Below are 24996 nucleotides of genomic sequence, written 5' to 3'. Positions count from 1 at the left end.
CATGGAACCACTGTTCTACCGGCCTAAGGATGCCGCCGTGATGCTCGGCATGAGTCGTACGGCCGTCTTCCGGCTGATCAAGACCGGCGAACTCAAGTCGATCAAGGACGAGGGATACCGGCTGGTTCCCCGGTGGGCGCTCCATGAGTTCGCCCGCGCGCTGGAGGCCAAGGCGGGGCTCTCCCAGGAAGAGGCGGCATGATGGCGAAGAAACCGGACGGCCGGTCCTCGATCTACTTCGGCAATGACGGCTACTGGCACGGCTGGGTCACTTTGGGCATCAAGCCGGACGGCTCCCTCGACCGTCGTCACCGGATGGCCACGACTGAGGCCGAAGTGACCCGCAAGGTCAGGGAACTGGAGAACAACCGGGAGTCGGGACAGGTCACCAAGCCTGGCCGTGCGCCCACCGTCGCCGAGTGGATGACCGAGTATCTCGACGTGATCTGTGAGCGGCTCGTGATCTCCGGCAAGATGGCGCCGCGCACGTTGACGGACTACCGGTCCAAGACGCGTCACTGGATCATTCCGCTGCTCGGACGGCATCGGCTCAACCGGCTCGCTCCCGAGCACCTCGACACGGCCTACACCACGATGCTTGAGAAGAACCTCTCGACCAGCACCGTGCTCAAGGTTCATCGCATCCTGTCGCGGGCGCTGACCATCGCGGTGCGCCGCAACAAGCTCACGCGGAACGTCGCAACCCTCGTCGACGCTCCCTCGGCGGCTTCCACCGAGATCGAACCGCTGAGCCGCGAGGAAGCTCGCAATATCCTCGACGTGGCCGGCACTCGGCGGAACGGGGCGCGCTGGTCGGTCGCTCTGGCTCTCGGCATCCGCCAGGGCGAGGCGCTCGGGCTCCGCTGGCAGTACGTCGACCTGGAGACCGGAGTGATCAGGGCGTGGTTCCAGATCCAGCGCACCGAATGGCAACACGGGTGCGCCGATCCCCATAAATGCGGAGAGAGGTGGCACCGCTGGCCCTGCAAAAAGAAGTGCAGTGATCACGGACACAACCCCGGCTGTAAGGAGGGTTGCAAGAAGCAGGGGCACACCTGTTTCAAGAGGACCTGTCTCAAGGACTGTACGAGCCACGCCGACAAGTGCCCGAAACGCACGGGCGGGGGCATCGTCTTCCGTCAGCGAAAGGGCAAGAGCAAGCTCACCCTTCAATGCCCTCCCGAGTTGCTCGCGCTCCTCAAGGCACACCGCAAGGTCCAGGCCGCCGAGCGTCTCAAGGCGGGGGATCGCTGGGAGGACCACGATCTCGTGTTCGCCACCCGCCACGGCGGTCCGATCGAGCGCACCGAGGACTGGAAGGTGTGGAAAACCATCCTCAAGCAGGCTGGGGTTCGGGACGTCCGGGTGCACGACGCTCGCCACACGGCCGCGACACTCCTCATCGAGCAGGGTGTGAACATCCGCGTCGTTCAGGAGGTCCTGGGCCACACGAGGGTGACCACGACCGAGAGGTACGCGCACGTGTCCACACCGTTGATGCGCGATGCCGGGGAACGGCTGGCCTCCGCGCTCTGGGGGGAGTCCTGAACCCTCGTTGCAACTAGGACTGCAACTACAGCACCTTTAGAGATCAAAAAGGCCCTCTCCCCGTCTCTCGGGAGAGGGCCTCTGAAGTGCGGAGGCTCGGGGATTTGAACCCCGGATGGGCGGTAAACCCAAACCGCATTAGCAGTGCGGCGCCATAGACCTGACTAGGCGAAGCCTCCTGGTTGCCGTTCGGCTCAGCACAGAGTACCGGCCATCAGGCGAGGCGGCAAAGTGGTTAACGATCACGTCTCGGGCAAGAGTTGGGGGAGAGTTATCCACAAGCAGTGGATAACTCTCCTCGCCCCTGTGGACAAACTGGGGAATCCGCAGCTGGGTGTGGCGGAAATCCTGTGGATTCCCAGTTTGCGAGACGCTACATCTCACCACGTGAACACTTCCGAGGTCCCGACCGTCCGGTGGGACCTCGGGTGGTCACGGAGATCAGGCGGCCGGGTTGGCCTCGCCCTCGATCTCGATCTTGATCTTCTTGCCGACCAGGACGCCGCCGGTCTCCAGCGCCTGGTTCCAGGTCAGGCCGAACTCCTCGCGGTCGATCTCGGCCTTGATCGAGAAGCCCCAGACGTCCTGGCCCCACGGGTTGGTGCCGGCGCCGCCGTACTCGACGGTGAGCTCGACCGGCTTGGTGACGTCGCGGATGGTGAGGTCACCGACGAGGGTGAACTCGTCACCGGAGTGACCCAGAACGCGGGTGCTGCGGAAGGTCAGCTCGGGGAACTTCTCCGCGGAGAGGAAGTCGTCGCTGCGCAGGTGGCCGTCACGGTCGGGAGCACCGGTGGTGATGCTCGCGGTCTTGATCGAAAGCTGCGCGGAGGAGTCGAGGGGGTTCTCGGCGATGGTGACGGTGCCGGCGAACTCGTTGAAGTGACCGCGAACCTTGCTCACCATCATGTGCTTGACGACGAAGCCGATCTGGGTGTGGGCGACGTCCAGAGCGTAGGTGCCCGGGGCGGGGATCTGAAGGTTCTCCCAGGTCCGAGTGGTCATTTTCTGCTCCCGAAGAGATGCTTGCCGATTGGATGGTTGCGTCAACAGATTTCTACACGAGAAATATTCCTCTCGTCAACTACTGTCGGGTAGGGTATGACCGTGAACCACTTTGACGACCCCCGGCTGACGGCGATGGGCCTCCTCGCCGAGGTCTACAGCGGCATCGCGGCGAAGTCGCACGAGTCCTTCGCGGCCGCGGGGCTTTCGGAGGTCGACTTCGAGACGTTGGTCAGGCTGGCGCGCTCGCCACAGCGGCGGCTGCGCATGAGTGATCTGGCGGCGCAGACGAGCCTGTCCACGAGCGGGACGACCCGGGTCGTCGACCGGCTGGAGCGCGAGGGCCTGGTCATGAGACAGGCGTGTCCCACCGACCGGCGGGCCTCCTACGCGGCCATCACCGAGACCGGCGTCGACCGGCTCGGCGAGGTCCTCCCGCAACACCTGATCGACATCGAGACCTGGTTCACCGGGCTTCTCCCTCCCGCGGAGCTCGACTCCTTCCTCGCCACCCTCAGGACCATCCGCGACGCCGTACGACCGTGCGCCACCGCGGGGGCCGAGGACTTCCGGCAGGAGGAGGGCGCGCTCATCCCGTCCGATCCAGGTGCCGCGGCTCGGAGGGCGTGAGGTCCCCGCGGAGTTTGGCCATTCCCCGGGAGACCGTGCTCTTGACCGTCCCGATGCTGATCCCCAGGGCCTTGGCGATCTCCGGCTCGGTCATGTCCTCGTAGTAGCGCAGGACGACGGCGGTCCGCATCCGGGTGGGCAGCCGGTCGAGGGCCTGCTCGACACGTTCCGGCAGGTGTTGGCCGCCCGCGGCGACCGGCTCGGGGAGCTCGCCCGACGGATACTCCTCCAGCTTGCGCCGCCGCCACCAGGAGATGTTGATGTTGACCATCGCCCGGCGTACGTATCCGTCCAGGGCGCCGCGGTCCTGGATGCGGTCCCAGGCGAGGTAGGTCTTGACCAGCGCCGCCTGCAGCAGGTCCTCGGCGTCGCTCGGATGCCCGGTGAGCCGGTAGGCGGCACGCAGCAGCGCGGGGCCGCGAGCAAGGACATACTCGCGGAACTCCTCGTCGGTCCCGCCGATCACCGCGATCACCAGCCTGTGCTCCAGGTGCTTAGGTGCCAGAATCGCAGCCCGAACCCATACTGCGGCTGAACCGAAATCTATATTTCATCCATCAAAGGTAAAGATCGGCTTCGATGGGCGATGGAGCACGCAAGAACCATTAGATAGCGGTTTGTTGTGGGGTGGGCGCCAATGCGTTCCACCAGGGAGGGGAACTTTAGTACCTGGTTGGACACCTGCCGTGATTATTCGTGGAGCGGACAGCGGGATTCCGCGAAGCGTGTGACGCTGGCTGCGACACCTCGCAGAATTGGGGAGCGACGATGCCCTATCGCAGCGCCGATCGCCGTCGTACGCTGGCTGCCGCCGCGCTTGGCCGGACCGTCCAGGAGCCGGGCCCTCTCCCCTTCGAAGGCGAGTCCTTCCACGCGGTCAGCGGCACCGTCCTCGACGTCAGCCCGCATCTGATCGTCATCGACACCCCGGAGGGCGAGGAGGAGCGGCTCGTCATCGCCCCGTGGGCGACCGCCTGGCGCGGTGAGGCCGTCAGCCCCGCCGACCTCCCCCGGGGGGCCAACGTGATCATCAAGGCGCTGCGGTCCGGCCGGGTCGTGGACCGGATCTGGGCGGACATCACCAGGATCACCGGGGTGATCCAGTCGATCGGTACCGAGGGCAAGGACCACACCGTGGAGCTGTACTGCGGGCCGCACCGCGGGCGGCGCACGATCGTCATCCCCTACCGCTCCTCAGGCCGGCTGCGGGTGAGGCATCCGCGGTTCGAGCCCGGCTATCTGTTCGACGCCATCGGGGTCCGCGAGGACGGTGCGGCGCGGGCGCGGTTGCCCGCGACCTCGCAGCCGCCCTACCGGTGGACGGCCGTACCGCCACCGCCCTCCGGCTACGTAGGCGTGCAGTCGCGGATCTCGGGCACGGCGACCTGGTCGGACACCTTCGACGACGGAGAGCAGGGGGTGGCCTACCCCATGCTGGAGCGGGCCGACACGGCGTGCGACGACACCGGGGTGTCCTGCGCGGGGTTGCCGTACCTGGCGCTGGGGTCGATGCTCAACGTGCGCAACGTGTGCGCCGGGCGCACCTCGCTCCTGCCGATCGTGGCCTGCGGCTGCCTCGCCGGCCGATTCTGTGACCGGTGTCTGGAGTGCGGCACCTCCCCGCGCGGCCGGATTCTGGAACTGTCACCGAGTTCCTTCGTGGAACTCGGCGGAGACCTGACCACCGGGTGCTTCAACGCCCGGCTTGGAATGGGGTGACACGGATGTTGACGACGATCGCCGCCGCACAGCTACCGGTCGTGTTCGTGCTGCTGGTCGCGGGCACGGTCGCGAAGATCGGAACGGTCGTACGCGAGACCGAGCCGGGCATGCTGAGCAAGCTGGGGCCGGCCGTGCTGGTGCCCGAGCGCTGGCGCGCGCCGGCGATGCTGTGCTGCGCGTTCGTGGAGTTGTTCCTGGCGAGCGGGCTGCTGCTGACCGGTCATCCGTTCTTCCGGTGGGCGACCGCCGGGTTCTTCGCGGTCTCCACCTACGTCCTGTGGGAGCTGCGGCGTCGCCGCCCGGACGCGGGCTGCGGCTGCTTCGGCGAGGTCAGCGCGCTTCCGGTGGGACGGCGGTCACTCGGCCGCACCATGGTCCTGACGGCGATGTCCCTCGGACTGCTCCTCACCCCGGGGATCCCCGGTTGGGAGTCGATGGCGGATCTGACGTGGACCCACGCGTCGGCCGCGCTCGCGGGGTTGCTGCTGCTCGCCGCGCTCTCGCCGGAGATCGAGGAGACCGTCGCGAGGCTCCGCCACCGGGCGCCCTGCGAGCAGCGCCGCCTCGACCCGGCCACCGCGCTCGGACGGCTGCGGTCGAGCGCCGTCTGGCGTTCGCACCTGGGACTGCTGTCGAGCAAGGATCCGGTCGACAGCTGGCGGGAGCTGTGCTGGCGGTTCTTCGTCTATCCGGGCAACAGCCACGCGGGCGACCCCGTCGACGTGGTCTTCGCGATCTATCTGAGCGGACGGCACCCGGCGGTGCGGGTCGCGATGGTCGGCCTGGACGGGCGGCCGGTGGCGACGGAGTCTCTGCCGGAATCTCTGCCGATATCGGCCGGACGCTAGAGAGCCCTAGATTTTCCTAGGGCAGCACGATTGAGCTCTATATGGCTCTCTAGCTTCCCCACTAGAGAGCCATATAGAGGGCTAGGGGTTCCCGCACACTATATCGAACATTTGTTCGATCAGACCGGTTGTGACCGCAGGAATTTTCCGAAGTGCGGAACGGTGAACGCGATCAGCCCGCGTTCCGCGCTGTAGATGAGGCCCTTCTTGATGAGGCTGTCACGGGCCGGGGAGAGACTCGACGGCTTGCGGCCGAGCCCTTCGGCCACCTCGGCGGTGGCGACGGGCTCGTCACCGATGGCGGCCATGGCGTGCATGTAGTCGCGCTCGGCGGGGGTGGCCCGCTCGTAGCGGCTGCCGAAGAACCCGACCGCGAGCTCCTCCTCGGCCTCCGGCGCGGAGACCCTGATGTCGTCGGCGGTGATCGGGCTGCGCAGCGCCAGGTCCCAGGCGACCTTGCCGTACGCCTGGACGAAGTAGGGGTAACCGTCGGCGGCCACGTAGAGGGCGTCGAGGGCGTCCTGGGTGAACTCCACGCCCTCGCTCTCGGCCGGGGCGATGAGCGCGAGGTCGGCCGCCTCCCGGTCGAGGCGATCGATCCTCGCGTAGCGGAAGAGGCGCTCGGAGTAACTCTTGCTCGCCGAGAGCACGCTGGGCAGGTGCGGCAGGCCGGCGCCGACCACGATCAGCGGGCCGCCGCTCTGGGAGAGCTCATGGCAGGCCGCGCAGAGCGCAGAGACGTCGGGGGCCTGCACGTCCTGCATCTCGTCGATGAACAGGGCGATGCCGACCCCCAGGTCGGTGGCGACCGCGGCGGCGTCGACGAACAGCTCGGTGAGGTCGATCTCCAGGTCTCCGGAGTCGGCCCGCCCCCGGCCCGCGGGCACGTCGATCGCGGGCGACCAGTGCGAGGTGCCCTTGGCCGCGGACGGGTCGCGCATCGCGAACGCCTTGAGCACACCGAGGAACTCCTCGATGCGCTCGGGCGCCCGATGCCTCGGGGCGAGCTCTCTGATCGCCATGTGCAGGGCGGCGGCCACCGGACGCCGGATCGACTGGTCGGGTCTCGCCTCGATCTTGCCGGTGCCCCACAACCGCTGCATGGCCATCGACTTGAAGGTGTTGAGCAGAACGGTCTTGCCCACGCCGCGCAGCCCGGTGACCACCATGCTGCGCTCGGGGCGCCCTCTGGCCACCCGTTCCAGGACGATCTCGAACTGCTGCAGCTCGCGGTCGCGGCCGGCGAGCTCCGGGGGGCGTTGTCCGGCACCGGGAGCGTAGGGATTGCGCACGGGGTCCACGCTCTCGGACTTTATGACGGGATATAGCGGCCTGCTTAGAATTCCGTAGAAAGCGCTACGGCGTGTCGCGCCGCCCTCCGCCGGCGGGCGAGGGAGCGGGGGGCGCGTCGTCGACGGCACCGCGAGCGTCGCCATGGCACACCCCTCACCTGGGAGAACATCAGACCGAACCCGTGTTCGATCCCGTGCCCATGACTGTAGCGCGGGTTCGAACACAGGCGCGATACGTTTCGATGAAAAGCCTCCCCAAGGAATGTGGGCCCCCACGCCAAGCGACCACGAATCCGGCCGTAAGCGGCACCCCCTCGGAGAACGCCCTCTCGGAGAACAGCGCCTCGGAGAACGTCGCCGAGATCGGGGCCTGACCGCCGGAGCCTACGATCGACCACGGGTGGATCACCGCCGCAGCCACCTCCCGCCCCGGGCGGGCCGGTCGCCTACAATAGCCTTTTGTCGCTTTTGTCCGTTTTTCTGAGGAGGCGGCACGTGTCAGGTTCCCGATTCATGATCCGTACGCGGGCCGTGCTCGCGGCGACCGCCGGCTGCCTGGCGGCGGCCGCGTGTGGCCCGGCCACCTCCCAGCCCGCCCCGGCCGCGCCCCCGGCCACCTCCGAGCCGATCTCGGCGTCCTCGCCCTCCACCGGGGTGGCCCCCCCGGAGCCGTCCGCCGCGACGCCGACGGCCGGCCCGTCCACCACGGTGTCGCCGACCCCGACGGGCCCGCCGGAGTTCGCCGCGAAGGTCTCCCGGATCGCCCGTGAACGGCTCGAACACTCGTGGCGGCCCGGATGCCCGGTCCCGGTCGGCGACCTGCGGCTGATCACGATGACCTACTGGGGCTTCGACGACAAACCACACACCGGCGAGCTGGTCGTGAACAAGGACGTCACCGACGACATCGTCTCCGTCTTCCGTCGCCTGTACGACTGGCGCTGGCCGATCCGCAGGATGGAGCTCGTCGACGTCTACAAGGCCAGCGACTTCGCCTCCATCGAGGCCGACAACACCTCGGCCTTCAACTGCCGCCCCGTGGAGGGGACGAGCAACTGGTCCAAGCACGCCTACGGCCGGGCGATCGACATCAACCCGCGCGAGAACCCGTACGTGTACGCCAACGGCTCGGTGTCGCACAAGAACGCCCGCGAGTTCGCCGAGCGCCCGCTGAAGGCTCCCGGGGTGATCAACCCGGGTGACCGCGTGGTCAGGGCCTTCGAGCGGAAGGGCTGGGAGTGGGGCGGCTCCTGGTCCGGCGCCAGGGACTACCAGCACTTCGCGAAGGGCGGGAGCTGAGCCCGGCACATCGAGCAGGGCCGGGCTAGCCGTACGCCGGGGAGACGTCGGCGGGCTGGAGCAGGTCCCAGCGGTTGCCGTACAGGTCCCGGAAGACGACGACCTGGCCGTACGGCTCGCTGCGCGGGGCCTCCTCGAAGGCGACGCCCGCCGCCAGCAGGCGCTCGTAGTCGCGGGTGAAGTCGTCGGTGTGCAGGAACAGGCCGACCCTGCCGCCGGTCTGGTCGCCGACCCTGGCCTCCTGCTCAGAACCGTTGGCGCGTGCGAGCAGCAGCGCCGTCTCCCTGGCGCCGCGCGGGCGGACGGTCACCCAGCGCCTGCCGTCGCCCAGCGGCGTGTCCTCCAGGAGTTCGAAGCCGAGGATGTTCAGGTAGAAGCCGATGGCCTCGTCGTAGTCGCGTACGACGACGGTGGTGAGACCGAGGTAGGAACCCACCGGTGGCCCCTGCCTCTTCAGGGGTCCTCCCCCCGCGGGCAGGCCGGCACGGGCGCTCTCCTGAAGATTGGTGATCCTCAGGATGACCCGGGCGGCGAGCAGGCCCGCGACGATCGGCAGCAGGACGCAGGCGACGAGGACGACGGTCTCCGTAATGGTCATGCCCGCGTACCCCAGGGGCACGGACGCCGCCTCCGCCACCGTCCACGCCAGCCATGCCAGCCACCACGCCCAGACCAGACCCGAGCGGCGTCCCCGGTAGAGGTCGGTTCCCGGTCGCAGCCCGCCGGGCCTTGAGGTGGTCAGGATGTCGTCGACGAGCCCCTTGGGGACGAACAGGTTGACGAGGGGGGCGATCCATCCGAACACCAGGAACGGCGTGGCGTACCTGTGGAGAACACCGGGAGAGATCGCGTACGCGTTGGCCCGGGCGCGGAACGACCAGCACATGAAGGCGATGCCCGCCGCCAGTTGGAGGGCCAGGAAAAGAAGGAGGATCGGGGAGAGGAGCAGCGCGAACACGGCGTTCCACTCGTCGGCCGCCCGCCACGACCAGCCCTCCCGGTGGAGGAGCCGAAGCACCGAGGTCCCCGCGGCGAAGACGGAGTTCAGTGCGATCAGGGTGAGGGCCACGGTCGCGAACGCGCGGACCGGCCGCAGGACGCGAACAGGTGCGAAACGCGCGCTCGGATACATGCGAGTCCTTCAACGAGGATCAAAACGGCAAGTATGCCGGATCATGACATGGCAGCATGAACGATTTTTACCTGCCGGTCGTCCCCTCCATCCCCGGCGTCTCCCTGATCGGCCGGGGGCGGAGAATCCTCAAGCATGCCCTGGGACATCATGAAGTCATGACGGCGAGGGATGGGGACGGTTGGGCCCGGTGCGATCTCGGGCACCGGCACTGGGGGGTGTACGGCGCGGCCGGTCTGCTCGCCGTCCACCACGACCCCGCGGACGGGCCCCGCGTCCTGATGCAGAAGCGCGCCGCGTGGAGCCACCACGGCGGCACCTGGGGACTGCCGGGCGGCGCCCGCGACAGCCACGAGGACACGATCGAGACCGCGCTGCGCGAGGCCTTCGAGGAGGCCGCGCTGGACGGTACCGATCTACGGATCCAGGGCGTCTACCTCGACGACCACGGCGGCTGGTCCTTCGAGACCGTGATCGCCGAGGCCTCCGAGTTGCTGCGCGTGGTCCCCGCCAGCGCCGAGAGCGACGACCTGCGCTGGGTCCCCACCGAGGAGATCACCGCGAGGGAGCTCCACCCCGGCTTCGCCGCGACCTGGCCGGTCGTCGGCCTCGCGCTCACCCCCTCCCTCGTCGTCCTCGACATCGCCAACATCGTGGGCGCCCGCGCCGAGCACGGCTGGTGGAGGGATCGCGCGGGGGCGGCGGCCAGACTGCTCGCCGAGGTCGGCGCGAGCGCCGGCGACGGCCGGTTGGCCGTGCCCGGCCGTACGCCGACGCTGGCACGCTGGTTTCCCAGGCTGACCGCGATCGTCGAGGGAGCCGCCCGCGGCGTCGCCTCCGTACCCGGCGTCCGGGTGATCGCCGCGCCGGGGAGCGGGGACGACGCCGTCGTCCAGGCCGTACGGGACGCGCGGCCGTGGGAGCACGTCCTGGTCGTCACCGCCGACCGAGGGCTGCGCGAGCGGGTCACGGAACTGGGCGCCGAGGTCACCGGGCCTCGGTGGCTGCTGGCACAGCTCTGACACAGCGGATCAGCGCGGGACTCCGACCCCGCGGATCAGGCGCGGGACGGTTCCGGTTCCAGGGGCGGCACCGGTTTCAGATCTCGGGTGGCCCGGTGGAACAGCCAGTAGCTCGTCACGGCGGTGGCGATGAAGAACAGCCTCGCCGGCCGGGGGATGTCCAGGATGAGCAGGCCGTCGCTGAGCGAGTGGAGCATGGCCGCCGTGACGAAGGCGACGACGATGGGCAGGGCGACGACGGCGCGCCCCCGGACCTCCCAGACGCCGAAGGCCACCGCGCAGACCAGGCCCGTCCAGACGAGGTGGCTGAAGGGGGTGCTGAGGCCGCGCAGGAGAAGGACCGTGCCCGCACCCATGGCACCGTCGTGGTTGGCGACGCTCTTCCAGGCGTAGGCCATCGATTCCATGATCGCGAACCCGGTCGCGCACGCCAGGCCGAGTGCGATACCCGCGGCCTTGGTGAGGTGGCGGCCGGTGAGCGCGACCGCGAGGGGCGGGACGAGTTTCGCGGGTTCCTCGATCCAGCCGACCCTCAGGATCGAGGTGCTGTTCTTCTCGGAGATGAGAAGCGCGTCGAAGTAGCCGCCGAGCAGGAGTGCGACGCCCCCGCCGAACATGAACATGCTCGCCAGCGTCATGGCCGGCACGCTGGTGGCGATGTGGATACGGTCGTGGACGGCGAGCAGGAGCGCGATGGGCCCGGCTGCCGCCCCGTAGAAGAAGGCCGCGGGCAGGACGGCCTGGTTACCGGCCACCTGCATCATGGTGATGAGCGAGAAGGACAGAACGATCAGGGCGATCCACGCCTTGAACCATCGATGCCGATAGAAGCGCAAATGGTCTCGCATGGTAGGTAATTTCCCAGTAGGTTTGCCCTAGATTCGGGCGATTTGTCGATGTTTACCTAAATGTCGACTCCAGCGCGATCACCGGACCGATGACGTGGTCAGCCGAGAGCTGCGAGCGTTATGATCACTTTTATCCGCTCTTGCCAGCCCCCCGGAGACCGCACGTGGGCTACCCGCCGCAGTACGGCCAGCCGCCACGTGGCGAGACAGGACGCGGGCTGGCCGCGATAGTCATCATGGCCGTCGGGGTGGCCATCGGGGCCCTCATCACCGTTCTCACGGTGCTCAACCCGCCCTCGTCACCGCCGAGCACATCCCCGACAGGCGGCGGCGAGCACTCGGAGGTCTCGGTCCGCCAGGCCGTCCAGCCGGCACTCGACGCCTACAGCAGCGGGTTGTACGGCGACTTCTGGGACCTGTGGACCGTCGAGGCGCAGGGGCTGATCGCGCGGGAGGAGTATGTGCGGCTGTTCGAGATCTGCCCGCCGCTCCAGACGAACTCCCCGCTCGCCATCTCCACCGTCACGGTCACCGGGGACAGCGCCAGGGTCGAGGCGGCCAGGCTCGGCGAGACGACGGAGTTCGGCTTCGTCTTCGAGAGCAGTGCGTGGCGGTACGAACCGTCGCCCGAGGAGCGGCTCACCTACCAGGCTCCGGTCGACCAGATAGCCGCGCAGCGGCGGGCCCTGGGACTCTGCGGCGCGACCACCCCCAGCCCCGGCGCGACCGCCCCCACTGCTCCCACCGCTCCTACGAACCCCGGTGATCCCTCCGCTCCTACGAATCCCGGCGATCCCTCCGCCCCCACGAACCCCGGTGATCCTTCCGCTCCTACGAATCCCGGCGATCCTTCCGCTCCCTCCGGCCCCACGAACCCCGGCGATCCTTCCACTCCTACGAATCCCGACATTCAACCGCCGGGGTTCCAGCAGTGATGACCTTTGATGCAGAAGTGCTGCCATAATCTGCAATTCGCAGCTACTGTCGAACGCATGGCCCACTCCATGCCGGCATGGCGAGACGGCACAGGATCGGAAAAACCATCATCAAATGATCACGATGGCGCCAGACAAGAATCGGATTCGGTTCCGCTGTGGCTGGCGCACCTTCAGCTCAGAGAAGGGCAAAAGGAAATCAGCGCACCGGCTTCTGATACAGCTATCACCATAGAGCTGGATAAAGCGGATTATGAGGCGCTTTCCCGGAAGGCACGACTGACCGGAAACCGCGTCGCCGACGTGATCCACGCGGCCCTCCAGAGAGAGATCGGCAACAAACCTCACGTGATCACCCTGATGCGCCGCTGGAACCTGCATCGCGATGACCTCGACACGGCGGCCGACTCCCTCGGGGTCGACCAGCTCTCCGAGGCGGAGTGGGGCCAGATCGGCATTCGTCGTTTCCGGAGGCGCTGAGCCATGCTTCCCGGTCGAGTGCTCGACGTGAGCGCACTGGTCGACATCGCGGTGGCGAAGACCGAATACTCGCGCAGCGTCGCGGCCATGTGTCTCTTCCGTGGCGGCGGGATATGCGTCCCGGCGACCAGTCTCGCGGCCGTCCTGTCCATCTCCCCGATCTCGACCCAGGTGGAGCTGTTCGAGCTCGTCACGACACCCGGCGTGAAGATCGACGACTTCACCCACGGGAAGGTCGGGGACATCGCGGAGATCCTCGACGGATCGCGCGACATCACGGCCGGACACGTCGTCTGGTGTGCCCGCGCCACCAAGTGGCCCATCCTCACCGATCGCGGGGCGGAACTCGTCCAGTACGACCAGAACATCGAGATCGACCCCCTGCCCTGACCCGCTCCCCGGCCGGGTGACGTGGCCGAGCGGCGCGCCGGCATGGCGGCCACCGCCGACCGTACGGACCCGAACCTCGGAAGGGGCCTTACATTCATACCTTTTCAGTCAAAAATGATGCCAAATATCGTCATACGTACGATCGATTTTCCAGGCTGCGGCTTTCACACTGGAAGAGTGACATTCCAGATGAGGCGCATCAAATTGGAGATTCCTGACGGACCGGAATACGACCAGGTGCGCGATATGCACGGTCACGCGGTCACGGTATTCGCGTCCACGGAGATCAACGGCGAACGTTCCCTGAAAATCGGCAGCAGGACCCTGCTGCTGAGGAAGGTGGGCGAGGACGAGGACGAGGAGGGACCGCTGGACGTCTACCGGGCCGAGTCCATTTCCGAACCCTCGTACTGACCTCCGCCCCCTCTGAGGGTCCATCTCCACGGAGGATCCCCCCTCTCCGATGGTCCGTCCCGCGCCCCGGATCCCGGTCGCCGCGTTCCGGTGTCCCATCCCCGGCGTCTCCGTGCCCTGGTTTTTCCGTGCCCGGCTCATCTGCCTCGCTCGTCCCCGCACCCGTGCGCCTGCCTCGAAGGACCGGTGACGCCCTGCCCCGGATCCACGAATCGCCGTACGAGACGCCCTGGAGGCCTGAGGATGTGCCACGGCGGTAAGCCGCGGAAGACGTCCCGCGCGGAGTGCGCGCGAGAGTACGCCGCGGACGTCCCCCGCGGAGTGAGTGAGAGTACGCCGTTCCAACCGGGGAACTCGTGAGGGAAACGCGCACGCCCGTCCAGCACGAGGAGCTCCGACCCGATGCGCATCACCTTCGCCACCGAAGCGGCACCCGGCAGGCAGAACGCGGACGCCGACAAAACCACGGACGCCGCAGATATCACGGACACCCTGGACAGCACGGACAGCGAAGACAACGAGGACTTCTTCGGGGCGACCCCGGACGCCTACGTCCTCCTCGACGGCGCCGGCACCCCCGCGGGGACGGAGACCGGATGCGTTCACGGCGTCGGCTGGTACGTACGCTCCCTGGGCTCGACCCTCCTCGCGGGCATGACACAGGACACGGGAACGCTCACGGAGATACTCGCGAACGGCATAAAAGCCGTCGCCTCCCTCCATCACTTCCTCTGCGACCTCACCCACCCCGGATCGCCGTCCGCCACAGTGATCATGGTCCGCCGTGTGGCGGGCAACCTGGACTTCCTCGTCCTGTCGGACTCCGTCCTCCTCCTGGACGTGGTCGGCGAGCAGGAGCCGACAGTCGTCTGTGACGACCGGGTGAACCGGATCGGCAGGGCACATCGGTCGGCCATGGACAGCCTCGCCCACGGAAGCGCCGAGCACGTGACCGCGCGCCGGGAGTACGTGGAGACCATGCGGGACCACCGCAACCGCGAAGGCGGTTTCTGGATCGCCGCCGTCGACCCGCTCACCGCCGAACGGTCGCTCACCGGCACGCTCCCCGCCGACCGGGTCCGGGCGGCCGCCCTGCTCAGCGACGGAGCCTCCCGGCTCGTCGACCTGTTCGGGCTGACCACCTGGCGCGAGGCCCTCGACATCCTCGAACGCTCAGGACCCGGCGAGCTGATCCGCAGGGTCCGCGAGGCGGAGGACACCGATTCCGACGGCTCCCGCTGGCCCCGGACGAAAACCCACGACGACGCGACGGCCGCCTACTGCCTGTTCGGCCGAGGATGAGGAGGCGGCTGACCGCCTCCCGGTGAGGTCTGACCGTCTCCGCGCGACGGGTGGTCATCCGATGATCTCTCCCCGGACGGCGAAGGACCGTCCAGGTGAAGGAAGAGTTCGTGCGCCGAACCGATGCTGGCGCGCAACGCCCGCTCCAGCTCATCGGCCTCACCCGCGAGATATCCGATCTCGGGCATGCCCAGGGCGTCGGCACCCGACTCGACGAACAGCTCCTCATAGCGCGGCAACCGTTCCACCAGCGCCTCGATCTGGCCACGGGCCCGGTAGGCGCGTTCGGCGTCGGCGACATGAGCCGCGTAACGCTCCAACGCCTCGACCTTCGCGACGACAGCGCTCTCACTGCCGGCGAGCACTCGCTCCAGCGGCTCCATCGCCGCCGCCACCTCCCGGGTGACCCCGCCACGCACGAGATCGCGGTGTTCTCCACGTAGGGAGGACAGCTTGGCCAACAGGCGCGCGACCTCCCACTCCTGCGACGGCAGCATGACGGCGTTCCGTACGTCGTCAAGCAACCCTTCGGCGTTGACACGCGATCGCAGGACGGAGTCGACCGCCGTCCGGGCCCGGCCGAGCAGGCGGCTCGCATCGGCGTCGAAGTCATCGGACAGAAGATAGGAATCCCGGTAGCGGCCCGCGAGAGCGTACAGTTCCCGCTCCGGAGTGGCGCTCTCCTCGGAATCCCCGGCGGCTCTGATCGCGAGGTGAAAGCAGTACGCGAGCGTGATGAGCAGCAGGATTCCGAGCCAGGCTCCTCCTCCGAGGAAAAGCACCATCAGAAAGCCGACCCCCGCGAACATGCCACCGGCAGCCGGGAGATCCGCGGATTTCCTTCGCGGAATCTCCGGTGGCCTCCAACCGGCCCGTACGCGCCCGAGCAGGGAGGGATTCGCGCGCAACAAATCCGCGATCTCCGAGGGCAGGTTGGGATCGACCACCACGAATGATCGCTGTCTTCCTGGTCCTTTCAGATACTCACCCCCTGTTCCATGGGTCATTGTAGGGTCCGAAAGTCGGAGTGGACGTGAGCCGGCCGATCGAAATCGGATAACTTCAGAAGAGGGCATGCGCCGCGAAAACCAGGGGTGATCTCGCATCAGCCGATAACCGCGGACACGTAATGCCTTTCCAAGGCAGACCGATAACCCCCGGGATCGACGCGACCCATGGCATCGGCTCTTCGCCCCACGTTATGGGCGGCCATCGCGCATCGGGCGAGGCTGTTTCCCCGAGATCTCCTGGAGAGCGAGGGCCCATTCGTCTCCGGTGTCGGCCGGGTCGGGTCCGGCAGGGCTGGGCAGGACGCGGACGCCTTCGGCCCTGAGGCCCTCGACGCTCCGGCGGAACGGCGCGCGTGTGGCGAGAGCGTCGTTGACGAAGGGAAGGACGACCACGGGGATGCCGAGGCCGGGTGCCTCGGCGAGGAGGCCGAGGGCGTAGGTGTCGGCGATGCCCTGGGCGAACTTGTTGACGGTGTTGTAGGTGGCGGGGGCGACGATGATCGCGTCGGCCCTGGGCGGCTTGGGCTCGTCCGGCCTTCGATACCGGCTGCGGACGGGACGTCCGGTCTGCCGTTCCAGGGCGGGGACGTCGATGAAGTCCAGTGCGGACGGGGTCGCGACGACCTGAACGACCCAGCCCTCGTCCAGGGCGAGGGCGACGAGACGGCCGACGTCCCGGGCGGCGCCCGCCGCGCACACGATGACGTACAGAAGCCTGCCGGACTCGGTCACACGATCACTCCCGGGTACGCGACATATTCGTGGGTTCCAAGCAGAAGCCACCTTGACGGGTGTGACGGACGGTGGAGACTTGTCCGGTGGTCAAAACACTACGTCCCCAGAACTACAACGAGGCGATCTACGTCGGACACTTCTTCCGTACGGGCATGCCCGTGGTGATGGACCTCAACGGGCTCACGGACGACGAGGCGAAACAGTTCGTCGACTTCGCCGCCGGCCTGGTGTTCGGCAGAGGCGGGGACATGGACCGGCTGTCCCCCAAGGTCTTCCTGCTGATGCCTCACGGACTGGGCAATCGGGTGCCCACCGTCGAAGAGGCACCGTAGGCAGGCCGGCTTCGACCTTCTCCCATACTTCGTCTCACGCGCCGGAGACGCGGCTCGGGACGGCTCTCGATCAGGGGAATCTGTCGTGGGCGGATGGCAGGATCGTCGCCGTGACAGACATCGACGACCTCCTCCGGCGCGTGTTCACGAAGGCGAGCGTGGACGAAGAGCGACTGCCTCCCACCGCGACGGAGGAAGAGGTCGCGCGGGCGGAGAGCATCCTGGGTTTCGGGCTTCCTCCGCTGTTCGCACGGCTCTACCGGGAGGTGGCCGACGGCGGCTTCGGCCCCGAATACCAGCTCTTCCCGCTCCTGGGAGAGGGCCGCACCGCCGTGAGCGTCTACCACGAGGAACGCGCGGCCTCAGGGCCTGGCGAGAAGGCGTACTGGCCGGCGGAGGTCCTGCCGATCCTGGACTGGGGCTGCGGCATGTACGCCGCGATGGACTGCCGGACCCCTGCGGGCACGATACTGCTCTTCGAGCCGAACGGAATCGAAGACGACTGGCACGACGCATGGTACGTCGACTCCGAGAGCCTGTCCGACTGGCTTGAGACCTGGGTCTCGGGAACCGGCTGGTACGAGGAGGACTCCGAAGAAGAGGATGGGATGCGGCGATGGGAGGCCGCTCGGCGGCGCCTGGCGGAGAAGAGCTGACCTGTCGTTCATCCCGCAAGCTCGTCTTCCGACGCTCCCGGAGCCCTCGGCCGCGTACGGCGCGCCCCTTCGAGGCGAGCGGGCCGTGAACGAGGCGGAACACTCCCAATGAGCACCCTTTCCCTGTTGCTCGTCCTTAATAGCCTGACGATTGCCCCGCGGTCGCCCTGGACCGCCTCCACAACGTGGGCCGACGATCCCATCACGCGTGACAGATCATCTATCGCCCAAGCAGTGGGAGACCTCAGTCGGCGGTGAGATCGGCCTCGGCAACTCGTTTGATGTACTGATTCCGGATCCGGATCAACTTGGGCATGTAGTGACGGAGAGCCAGCATTTCAGCGATCCCGCCAAGAGGGTCGAGCGGCGCGGCGAATTCAATGACATCGCTCATTATCGTACCGTCGTGGCCGTAAGGCCGAAAATAATGAGCGTGATACCAGCGCTTGAAAGGTCCTGACACCTGCTCATCGACGAAATATCCGGGGCGGTCGTAAGCGCTGATCACAGACGTCATTCGCCAACGAATGCCGAAGTGCCGCGCCCGCCACGTAACGGTGTCACCCAGCTTCAAGCTCCCGGCGGTCACACCTCCGACTACTTCCTCGGAAGATGCCACCATTGAGGCTGCGTGAACACCCACGTCCAACGAGATGTCGAAGACTCGTTCCGGAGGAGCCATGATATGCGTGACAATCTCAAAGATTGGCATGTGTCAATTCTAGGCGACTGTCCGGAAGCACCGTAGCCCCTCAAAGGCACCAGGTCGCGTCTTCCACGTCCAGATACCCGCTCACAACGGGGGTCGGGCATCCGACTCCAGTCCACGTCTCCACCGTCGCTCCTCAAAGGCGTTCCACAGCGGCTTCTCCAACGCGACCTGCGCGGATGTGGCCAACATCATCCCGCATACATCCCACACCGTTGGCCGTCGGCATAATGACTCGGAAATCGAGAAGGTGATGCCGTGGAGGACTACAAACGCGCTCTCATTAGCCAAATGGCTGCGCGACTTGACCTGTACGACTCGAATGGAATCTCCTTACCCAAGCTGGTCGAGGACCTTCGCGGCCTGTTCGAAGCCGCCGATCCGCGCGAGTTGAGCATCAGGGACTCGTTCGAAGAACTGTGGAGCGAACTCGACGCCGAGAGCGAACTCAGGACGGAAGTATGGGCACCTCCCGGCCTCGCCGATGACACCCACCTGCGCGATATCCTCCATCGGCTGCGATCCTGGATCGAGGGTGCGGCCTCACTTTCTAATCCGTAGATCCCCGAACAATCTCCAGGAACGTTCAAAGCCGTTCGTTCTGCTGATCGCCAGGGCTCCGGCCGTTCGGGGCTGTTCAGTCCAATCCATGATCGCCCGCCTGGATAGCTCCCAAGGTGACTCCTGTAAGGCGAACGGATCACCTCGCCGAGCTGCTCCGGCCCTGATGAACCCTTGGTGCACGAGACGGACGGGCCACCTACCTACCAGTCGCTGACCTCCCAGACGTACCAGGGTCCGTCGATGTGTTCGTAGATGCCAGGTCCATCGATGTCGTACGGGTCACCGTTCGGGGCCCAGGCGAGACCATAACTGGTGAAGAAACCCGTGTCATCGATCATAAAGCTGAAGGCGCTGGAGGATCCTTCAAGGTACTCGACGGGATACAGGCCGATCCAATTCCGCTTTCCAGGCGGCGTCCCCTCTGACATCGTCTTCGCGAAGTGATCGAGGTCGGCGCGCGACAACTCGAAACGCATCTTGACCGGTGCGCCGACGTAGACCAGCGAGGCGACCAGCACCACGATCAAGGGCGGAACGGCCCAGAACGGCCAGTTTCGACGCAATGCGACCAGCCTCCCAGGCATAACAAGGAGGACACCGAGCACGATCAACCAGCCGGCGCCGAACAAGAGCCAGCCGGGGCCGACAAGCATGAACCACGCATAGTGCCACCCGGGAGCACTCGTCGCATACATCATCCCTAACCCCAGCAATACGGCGACCGTCACCCATATCCCGCCTTTGACATCAAGAGGAGCACGCGGGTGGTGCACGTCAGGAAGATCATTCGTTGCGTCCACCGTGTGACCGTAACTGTCGCTCATGGCGATTCCGCCGTGCTCATGTGTATGTTTTGTGCAGAAATCCCCGACCGGAGTCGAGATCGGCTGATGTCCCACATGGGCGCTCCTCCACGCGGGCGGTGCTGGAGCGAGGGCCGATAGGACTATGACAAATTTCGCGACCGCCTCATAGGCAAGAAACGAAGGGATGACTGGAGGTTCAGAGAGGACCTGGACAACCTGCGACTTCGCGATCGCAGGTCATCGGTGGCGAGCGACGCTCCGGCAATCCACGCGCCGGCGATGTCTTCTTCAGCCGTCGGCGGGCGACGCCTCGTCGGCGCTGAGGGTCCGCAGTATGTCGACCAGCGTCGACAGCTGCTCGGGGGTGAGTGGCCTGAACAGCTCTTCCGCCGCCAGTTCATAGCCGGCCGTCCAGTCCTGGGCCAGTGCTGCCCCCTGCGCCGTCACTCGAAGGAGTACGGACCGGCGGTCGTCCGCGCTGGCCTGGCGTTCGAGCAGTCCGTCACGGACGAGCGCGTCGACCAGGGTGGAGGCGGTCCCCTGGGCGATACCGACCGCGAGAGCGAGCTCGGTGAGCCGAACCGGCTGCGAACGTGCCACCTCCACCACCAGGCGCGACCTCGGTGTCGACACCCCATGCTCGCCCAGACGCTCGTTGAAGTGACGTACGAGCACCTTCGCCGTACGACTGAACTCGTCGGCGACCTGTGCTGCGGTCACGCTCTTCCTCGCGTGCGGCATCGCCCACCTCCACTTGACGCACCCATCGTACGGGAGGTTACATAGACGTAGATGCATTGATGTCAAACTATTTGATGGCTATGCACCCGGAAAGCGGTCGGGAACGCGCGCCGAGCGGCACCGACAACCGGGCGTGCACGAGAAGTGCGTACTCAATCACAAGGAGTGCAATCATGAAGGTCTTTGTCACTGGTGGCAGCGGTTTCGTCGGCGGCGCTCTCGTCCGTCGCCTCGTCCCCGAAGGACATGAGGTCATGGCGCTTGCCAGATCGGGCTCGAGCATTCAGCGGGTACGTGCGGCCGGAGCCGATGCCGTTCCCGGCGATCTCGCCGAGCTCGGCCGGGCCGACTCCCCGGCGCCGATCTGGCTCGCCAAGCTGCGCGAGGCCGACGCGGTCGTGCACGTCGCGGCTCACATGGAGTTCTGGGGGCCCGACTCGCTCTTCGAGCAGGCCAATCACGTGCCGACCGTCGCCCTGCACGCCGCGAGCGTCGCGGCCGAGGTGCGACGCTTCGTGCTCATCAGCGCCGCGTCCGTCTCCACGGGCAGTCAACGTCGTCCCGTCGTCGACGAGTCGACGCCGGAAGGCCGGCCGAACATCGCCTACAGCCGGGTCAAGCTGGCCACCGAGCGCACACTGTTGAAAGCCAACAGCGAGAACACCGAGCTGGTCGTGCTCCGCCCGCCGTTCATCTGGGGGCGCGGAATGACGACGATCAACGAAATGGTCAAGGTCGCCGAGGCGGGGCGGTTCGCCTGGATCGATCACGGTAAGCACATCGTCGACTTCGTGCACGTCGAAAACCTGGCCGCTGCCGCGATCCTCGCGCTCACACGGGGCCGCCACCGTGGGGTGTACTACGCGACGGACGGCACGCCGATGCCCATTCGAGACTTCCTCACCCCCTTGCTGGCGACCCGCGGCGTGGATCTGTCCAAGAGCCGCAGCGTCCCTCTGGCGATGGCGGCGCCCATGGCCGCGATGATGGACCGCACAGCGCGCCTGCTTCGCCGCAAGACGGCGCCCCCTCTGACGAACTGGCTGGTGAGCTTCACCGGCCGTGACCGTTCCTACGACATCACCGCCGCGCGGAGGGAACTGGGCTACTCGCCCGACGTGACAGTGGAGAAAGGTCTGGCGGAGATGAGCTTCTCGTGAAGTGACGACCTCGCGCGCCGCGGCCTCAGCGCCCTCGCCATGGATACGGTGCCGCACGTTTCCCGTAGGCGTCCCTTATCGAAGAGTTCGGCGTCCACGAGGACGGGCGGCTGTTCCGTACCTCGCGCGGGGGCGTGATCTCCATCGGGACCTACTGCGAGGTGTGGAAGGCTGCGCGGGCCTTCGCCCTGACTCCCGAACAGCAGGTCTCACCCCTGGCGGCCCGGCCGTACGACCTGCGCCACGCGGCGGTGTCCCTGTGGCTCAATGCCGGGGTGGCGGCCCCCGACGTGGCAGAGCGGGCAGGGCACGGGGTGGACGTACTGCTCAAGGTCTACGCCAAGTGCATCGACGGCGGCACGGAGATTGCCAACCAGCGGATTGAGGACGCGCTGGCGGCGTGAGTCCACCGGTTACGGTGAGAGGGTCTCGGTCATCCGGGACCCTCTTTTTTGTCTTGATGAGCTGGGCAAACGTGGCCGGTTCCATCCCACAGATATCCCACGACCAGCGACATGTGGCCGCTCAGGGCGGCATACGGCTGCATACCCCGGAAACGATCAACGGCGCCCGATCCGAGGGAATTCCCTGGTCAGACGCCGTTTTGCGAGCTGGGCGGAGAGCGTGGGATTCGAACCCACGAGACCGGTCACCCGGCCTAGCGGTTTTCAAGACCGCCGCCATCGTCCACTAGGCGAGCTCTCCTGGTGACACGTCCGAAGAACGTGTCAGATTGCACCCTAGTCTCTCATTGGCCCGAGCGTGCCCGGACCCGGCAGGCGCCGTGGCTCCGATCTGGAGTCGCGGCGCCCGCCGGTGTGTGGGTCAAGCCGAGGATCGTGTGTGGATCAGGGCTGAGGGCCGGCGAAACCGTCGCCGACCGAGGCGGCCAGGCGGAGGTAGGACTCGCGGGTACCGGCCTGGAGTCTTTCCAGGTCGATCTCCGCGCCCTCCTCGAGGTGCGGGTCGTAGGGGACGCGGACGACGGCACGGCAGCGGGCCGCGAAGTGGGCTTCCAGGCGGTCGAGGTCGACGGTCGACTTCGAGCGCGGGCGGACGCTGCACAGCACCACGGTCGCGGAGCGTACGAGCTCCTCGTAGTGGTGGGCCTCCAGCCAGTCGAGGGTCGCCGAGGCGGCGCGGGCGCCGTCCACGGAGGGGGAGCTGACCAGGACGAGCTGATCGGCCAGTCCGAGCACGCCGGACATGGCCGAGTGGAGCAGGCCGGTGCCGCAGTCGGTGATGCAGATCGAGTAGAAGTTCTCCAGGACCTGGGAGACCGACTGGTAGTCGGCCGCGCTGAAGGCCTCGGAGACCGACGGGTCCCGGTCTGAGGCGAGGATCTCCAGGCGCGACGGGGCCTGGGAGGTGAAGGCCCGTATGTCGACGTACCTCTTGATCTGCTGACGCTCGTTCAGCAGGTCGCGGACGGTCGCAGAGGTTTCGAGTTCGACCTTGTCCGACAGGGTGCCGCGGTCGGGGTTGGCGTCGACCGCGATGACCCGGTCGCCGCGTACCTGGGCCAGGGTGGCGCCGAGGCCGACCGTGGTGGTGGTTTTGCCGACACCGCCCTTGAGGCTGAGTACGGCGACACGGTGGTGGCCGGTGGCCACCGGGGTGCGTGCGCGGCCGACCAGCTCTCTGCGGCGGCGGACCTCCGGGGACTCGCCCGGCTTGATCAACCCTGCCGACGCCTTGTAGACGAGCTTCCGCCAGCCGCCGGCGGGCGCGTTGCGGCGGCCCCTCAGCAGCGACTCCGGATCCAGGCTGTCGGCGGACGGCCGGGGAGCCGTGCCCGGAGGCTGCTGCCTGGCCGGTGCGCCGAAGGCGGGTGCCGGGGCCGTCTGGCGGCGGCGTGCCTGGTACGGCTCCCGAACCGGTTCCGCCGCGTCCCGACCGGGTGCGAAAGGGCTCTCCCGTTCTGCCGTGTCCCGGCCCGATGCGAAAGGGTTCTCCCGTTCCGCCGTGTCCCGACCGCGCTTCTGGGGTGAAGGGGTCTCCCGTTCAGGGGCGGGGGGCGTGTCCCGGCCCGGTGCGAAGGCCGTGGGGCCGGAGAAGGCGGCGAAACCGGAGGAGCCGGAGGAAGAAGGCGACGGTGAGCTGGAACGCTCCGTGTCGAAGGAGCCGAACGAGCTGAAGGCTCCGGAGGAACCGGGAGCGTCACCGAAGGCGCCCGAGGTGGGCTTCGAGCCGAAGGCACCCGCCGTGGAGGGGCGCTCCGGCGACGCGGCCGCTTCCGGCCTGTCGGTGCCGAAGGATTCGGATGACTGGAACGACTCCGACTCCGATTCGGGCTCGGAACCGGGCGGAGAAACGGGCGCGGGGACGGGAGCGAAGCGATCCGGAGCGGGTTCGAAACGCTCGGACGCCTGCCTGGGCGACGGCGACTCCTTCGCCGCCGACGTCACCGTGGAGTCGAAGGATCCGAAGGGCTCGAAGCTCGTACGGTCGCGGTCGTGCTCGGCGCCGGTGGAGGGGAAGCGGTCGGCCTCTGCGGCCCCTGACGAGAATCGGTCGCCGTCGTCGGACGAACCAGACGTACCGGAAGGGCCTGACGCGCCGGACGAACCAGATGTGTCGGATGCACCGGACGTGCCGGATCCCGTGGTGCCGGAGGTGCCGGACGGGGACCGGTCGGAGTCGGTGCTTCCGGTGGAGAGATCTCCGCTGGTCGAGGAGAAGTCCTTGTCCCCCGAGGCGGGGCGCGTGTCGCCGCTTCCGAAGGAGAAGCGGTCGGAGTCGGTGCCGCCGAACTCCTTACTGCCGAAGGTGAACCGCTCGGTGTCCGAGGAGGACGGCCTGAGCGGCTCCAGCTCTGAGGGCTCCGCCGGGGCGGGAGCGGAAGCGGCCGGCTCCGCCGGACGCTGGGGTTGCTCGAACAGCCCTCGGGACGGCTCCTGGGCGGGCGCCGCGAACGGGGTGCGGATGTGCGGCTCGGTGAAGTCGCCGGCGCCGTACTCGCCGGTGTCGGCCGACTCCTGGCGCGGCAGGGGCTTGAGCGGCTCGAGAAAACCGTCGTTGTCCTGCTTGCCGGACGCCGGGGCGGGCACGGTGAACGACGTCACCGTGTCGGAGGCCTCCAGCCACTCGGCCGCGTCGGCGTCCTCCACCGGCGGGTCGGTGTCCGGGTGGGCCGAGTCGACAGCCGCGCGGAACAGCGGCGAGGACGTCGTGTCGGGCTCGGTCGGGACCAGACTCCAGGGATCCTTCGGGTACGGCGAGACGACGGCGTCGTCCACCGCGGTGGCCTTCACCGCCAGGGCGGGCGCCTCCTCCTCCTGCTCCTTGATGGCATCCAGCCACGCGAGCTGTTCCTCGAGAGATTCCTCACGATCGTGTCTTGCCACCGTGTTCCCCCTCGGGATGGGCATAAAAGGGCAGCAAACACATAGCAGGTTAACGCCCTGTGTTCATGT

General features: G+C 67.3%; 28 protein-coding genes and 2 tRNA genes. 17 read left to right on the top strand and 13 right to left on the bottom strand.

The annotated features are described in order from the left end of the window. Position 1 precedes the first annotated feature (1 nt). The gene (locus tag ABT352_RS03210; protein ID WP_030926231.1) at positions 2-202 is read left to right on the top strand and encodes a helix-turn-helix domain-containing protein; all 201 of its coding nucleotides are present in this window, start codon (positions 2-4) and stop codon (positions 200-202) included. Beyond that, the gene (locus ABT352_RS03205) at positions 199-1548 is read left to right on the top strand and encodes a tyrosine-type recombinase/integrase (protein WP_350942094.1); all 1350 of its coding nucleotides are present in this window, start codon (positions 199-201) and stop codon (positions 1546-1548) included. Before ABT352_RS03210 ends, ABT352_RS03205 begins: the two co-directional genes overlap by 4 nt. Before the next feature lie 89 nt (positions 1549-1637). Here the strand turns inward: ABT352_RS03205 and ABT352_RS03200 are convergent. Further along, positions 1638-1727: transfer RNA gene (locus tag ABT352_RS03200), tRNA-Ser, on the bottom strand. Positions 1728-1989: 262 nt separating this feature from the next. Beyond that, on the bottom strand, positions 1990-2553 hold the full coding sequence (locus ABT352_RS03195; RefSeq protein ID WP_344915082.1) for a YceI family protein: 564 nt from the start codon (positions 2551-2553) through the stop codon (positions 1990-1992). Positions 2554-2649: 96 nt separating this feature from the next. Here ABT352_RS03195 and ABT352_RS03190 point away from each other — a divergent pair, with 96 nt between their 5' ends. Beyond that, positions 2650-3183, top strand: a complete 534-nt coding sequence (locus tag ABT352_RS03190) for a MarR family winged helix-turn-helix transcriptional regulator (protein ID WP_350942092.1) — start codon at positions 2650-2652, stop codon at positions 3181-3183. Here ABT352_RS03190 and ABT352_RS03185 read toward each other — a convergent pair. Next, a complete protein-coding gene (locus ABT352_RS03185) occupies positions 3143-3658 on the bottom strand; it encodes a SigE family RNA polymerase sigma factor (RefSeq protein WP_350942091.1) in 516 nt (171 codons plus the stop codon). The genes ABT352_RS03190 and ABT352_RS03185 overlap by 41 nt on opposite strands. 293 nt (positions 3659-3951) lie before the next feature. On the opposite strand from ABT352_RS03185, the gene ABT352_RS03180 reads away from it, so the two are divergent. Both ABT352_RS03180 and ABT352_RS03175 read left to right on the top strand, forming a co-directional pair. Beyond that, on the top strand, positions 3952-4902 hold the full coding sequence (locus ABT352_RS03180) for a hypothetical protein (protein WP_350942089.1): 951 nt from the start codon (positions 3952-3954) through the stop codon (positions 4900-4902). Positions 4903-4907: 5 nt separating this feature from the next. Further along, the gene (locus tag ABT352_RS03175; protein ID WP_350942087.1) at positions 4908-5753 is read left to right on the top strand and encodes a MauE/DoxX family redox-associated membrane protein; all 846 of its coding nucleotides are present in this window, start codon (positions 4908-4910) and stop codon (positions 5751-5753) included. A 119-nt stretch (positions 5754-5872) separates the two neighbouring features. Here the strand turns inward: ABT352_RS03175 and ABT352_RS03170 are convergent, their stop codons facing one another. Continuing rightward, positions 5873-7054 carry a DUF8462 domain-containing protein gene (locus tag ABT352_RS03170; protein ID WP_329088482.1) on the bottom strand — a complete coding sequence of 394 codons (1182 nt, stop codon included), beginning with the start codon at positions 7052-7054 and terminating at the stop codon, positions 5873-5875. A gap of 486 nt (positions 7055-7540) precedes the next feature. Here ABT352_RS03170 and ABT352_RS03165 point away from each other — a divergent pair, with 486 nt between their 5' ends. Then, positions 7541-8344 (top strand): M15 family metallopeptidase, encoded by an 804-nt coding sequence (locus tag ABT352_RS03165; RefSeq protein WP_350942086.1) that lies wholly within the window; start codon positions 7541-7543, stop codon positions 8342-8344. 25 nt (positions 8345-8369) lie between these two features. Here the strand turns inward: ABT352_RS03165 and ABT352_RS40745 are convergent, their stop codons facing one another. Continuing rightward, on the bottom strand, positions 8370-9476 hold the full coding sequence (locus ABT352_RS40745) for a DUF4328 domain-containing protein (protein WP_502992764.1): 1107 nt from the start codon (positions 9474-9476) through the stop codon (positions 8370-8372). 56 nt (positions 9477-9532) lie between these two features. Between ABT352_RS40745 and ABT352_RS03150 the strand changes: the two genes are divergently transcribed. After that, on the top strand, positions 9533-10498 hold the full coding sequence (locus tag ABT352_RS03150; RefSeq protein WP_350942084.1) for an NUDIX hydrolase: 966 nt from the start codon (positions 9533-9535) through the stop codon (positions 10496-10498). Positions 10499-10533: 35 nt separating this feature from the next. Here the strand turns inward: ABT352_RS03150 and ABT352_RS03145 are convergent, their stop codons facing one another. Next, positions 10534-11346, bottom strand: a complete 813-nt coding sequence (locus tag ABT352_RS03145) for a PrsW family glutamic-type intramembrane protease (protein ID WP_350942082.1) — start codon at positions 11344-11346, stop codon at positions 10534-10536. Between the two features lie 140 nt (positions 11347-11486). Here ABT352_RS03145 and ABT352_RS03140 point away from each other — a divergent pair, with 140 nt between their 5' ends. The 5 genes from ABT352_RS03140 to ABT352_RS03120 all read left to right on the top strand — a co-directional run bounded on the left by ABT352_RS03140 (position 11487) and on the right by ABT352_RS03120 (position 14867). Continuing rightward, positions 11487-12281, top strand: a complete 795-nt coding sequence (locus ABT352_RS03140; protein ID WP_350942080.1) for a hypothetical protein — start codon at positions 11487-11489, stop codon at positions 12279-12281. Positions 12282-12338: 57 nt separating this feature from the next. Then, positions 12339-12761, top strand: coding sequence for a hypothetical protein (locus tag ABT352_RS03135; protein WP_350942079.1), 423 nt, complete (start codon positions 12339-12341; stop codon positions 12759-12761). Between the two features lie 3 nt (positions 12762-12764). Further along, a complete protein-coding gene (locus ABT352_RS03130; protein WP_350942077.1) occupies positions 12765-13151 on the top strand; it encodes a hypothetical protein in 387 nt (128 codons plus the stop codon). 177 nt (positions 13152-13328) lie between these two features. Then, positions 13329-13565, top strand: a complete 237-nt coding sequence (locus tag ABT352_RS03125; RefSeq protein ID WP_350942075.1) for a hypothetical protein — start codon at positions 13329-13331, stop codon at positions 13563-13565. Between the two features lie 402 nt (positions 13566-13967). Continuing rightward, positions 13968-14867, top strand: coding sequence for a protein phosphatase 2C domain-containing protein (locus ABT352_RS03120; protein WP_350942074.1), 900 nt, complete (start codon positions 13968-13970; stop codon positions 14865-14867). On the opposite strand, the gene ABT352_RS03115 is transcribed toward ABT352_RS03120, so the two are convergent. Together ABT352_RS03115 and ABT352_RS03110 are read right to left on the bottom strand one after the other, a co-directional pair. After that, positions 14843-15652 (bottom strand): hypothetical protein, encoded by an 810-nt coding sequence (locus ABT352_RS03115; protein ID WP_350942072.1) that lies wholly within the window; start codon positions 15650-15652, stop codon positions 14843-14845. The two genes, ABT352_RS03120 and ABT352_RS03115, sit on opposite strands and share 25 nt — an antisense overlap. Positions 15653-16066: 414 nt before the next feature. Continuing rightward, on the bottom strand, positions 16067-16609 hold the full coding sequence (locus ABT352_RS03110; protein ID WP_350942070.1) for a flavoprotein: 543 nt from the start codon (positions 16607-16609) through the stop codon (positions 16067-16069). Positions 16610-16695: 86 nt separating this feature from the next. Here ABT352_RS03110 and ABT352_RS03105 point away from each other — a divergent pair, with 86 nt between their 5' ends. Beyond that, the gene (locus tag ABT352_RS03105; protein ID WP_350942069.1) at positions 16696-16944 is read left to right on the top strand and encodes a cell division protein SepF; all 249 of its coding nucleotides are present in this window, start codon (positions 16696-16698) and stop codon (positions 16942-16944) included. A 110-nt stretch (positions 16945-17054) separates the two neighbouring features. Then, positions 17055-17600 (top strand): SMI1/KNR4 family protein, encoded by a 546-nt coding sequence (locus tag ABT352_RS03100; RefSeq protein WP_350942068.1) that lies wholly within the window; start codon positions 17055-17057, stop codon positions 17598-17600. Positions 17601-17844: 244 nt separating this feature from the next. Here ABT352_RS03100 and ABT352_RS03095 read toward each other — a convergent pair whose 3' ends face one another. Next, positions 17845-18312, bottom strand: coding sequence for an SRPBCC family protein (locus ABT352_RS03095; RefSeq protein WP_350942066.1), 468 nt, complete (start codon positions 18310-18312; stop codon positions 17845-17847). Positions 18313-18567: 255 nt separating this feature from the next. On the opposite strand from ABT352_RS03095, the gene ABT352_RS03090 reads away from it, so the two are divergent. Beyond that, positions 18568-18870, top strand: a complete 303-nt coding sequence (locus ABT352_RS03090) for a hypothetical protein (protein ID WP_350942064.1) — start codon at positions 18568-18570, stop codon at positions 18868-18870. A gap of 203 nt (positions 18871-19073) precedes the next feature. Here ABT352_RS03090 and ABT352_RS03085 read toward each other — a convergent pair whose 3' ends face one another. Then, positions 19074-19697: a hypothetical protein gene (locus tag ABT352_RS03085; protein ID WP_350942062.1), complete on the bottom strand. Its 624-nt coding sequence runs from the start codon at positions 19695-19697 to the stop codon at positions 19074-19076. Between the two features lie 270 nt (positions 19698-19967). After that, positions 19968-20399 carry a MarR family winged helix-turn-helix transcriptional regulator gene (locus ABT352_RS03080; RefSeq protein WP_350942060.1) on the bottom strand — a complete coding sequence of 144 codons (432 nt, stop codon included), beginning with the start codon at positions 20397-20399 and terminating at the stop codon, positions 19968-19970. A gap of 194 nt (positions 20400-20593) precedes the next feature. Between ABT352_RS03080 and ABT352_RS03075 the strand changes: the two genes are divergently transcribed. Continuing rightward, the gene (locus ABT352_RS03075) at positions 20594-21580 is read left to right on the top strand and encodes an NAD-dependent epimerase/dehydratase family protein (protein WP_350942059.1); all 987 of its coding nucleotides are present in this window, start codon (positions 20594-20596) and stop codon (positions 21578-21580) included. Between the two features lie 134 nt (positions 21581-21714). Then, a complete protein-coding gene (locus tag ABT352_RS03070; RefSeq protein WP_350942057.1) occupies positions 21715-21984 on the top strand; it encodes a site-specific integrase in 270 nt (89 codons plus the stop codon). A gap of 212 nt (positions 21985-22196) precedes the next feature. On the opposite strand, the gene ABT352_RS03065 is transcribed toward ABT352_RS03070, so the two are convergent. After that, positions 22197-22285, bottom strand: a tRNA-Ser gene (locus ABT352_RS03065). Between the two features lie 143 nt (positions 22286-22428). Next, complete coding sequence (locus ABT352_RS03060; RefSeq protein WP_350942055.1) at positions 22429-24927, bottom strand: MinD/ParA family ATP-binding protein; 2499 nt, start codon at positions 24925-24927, stop codon at positions 22429-22431. Positions 24928-24996: the final 69 nt, after the last annotated feature.

Origin of the sequence: Streptosporangium sp. NPDC000563, assembly GCF_040299985.1 — a bacterium.
Taxonomy (GTDB): Bacteria; Actinomycetota; Actinomycetes; order Streptosporangiales; family Streptosporangiaceae; genus Streptosporangium.
This window is presented reverse-complemented; position numbering and strand designations above follow the sequence as displayed.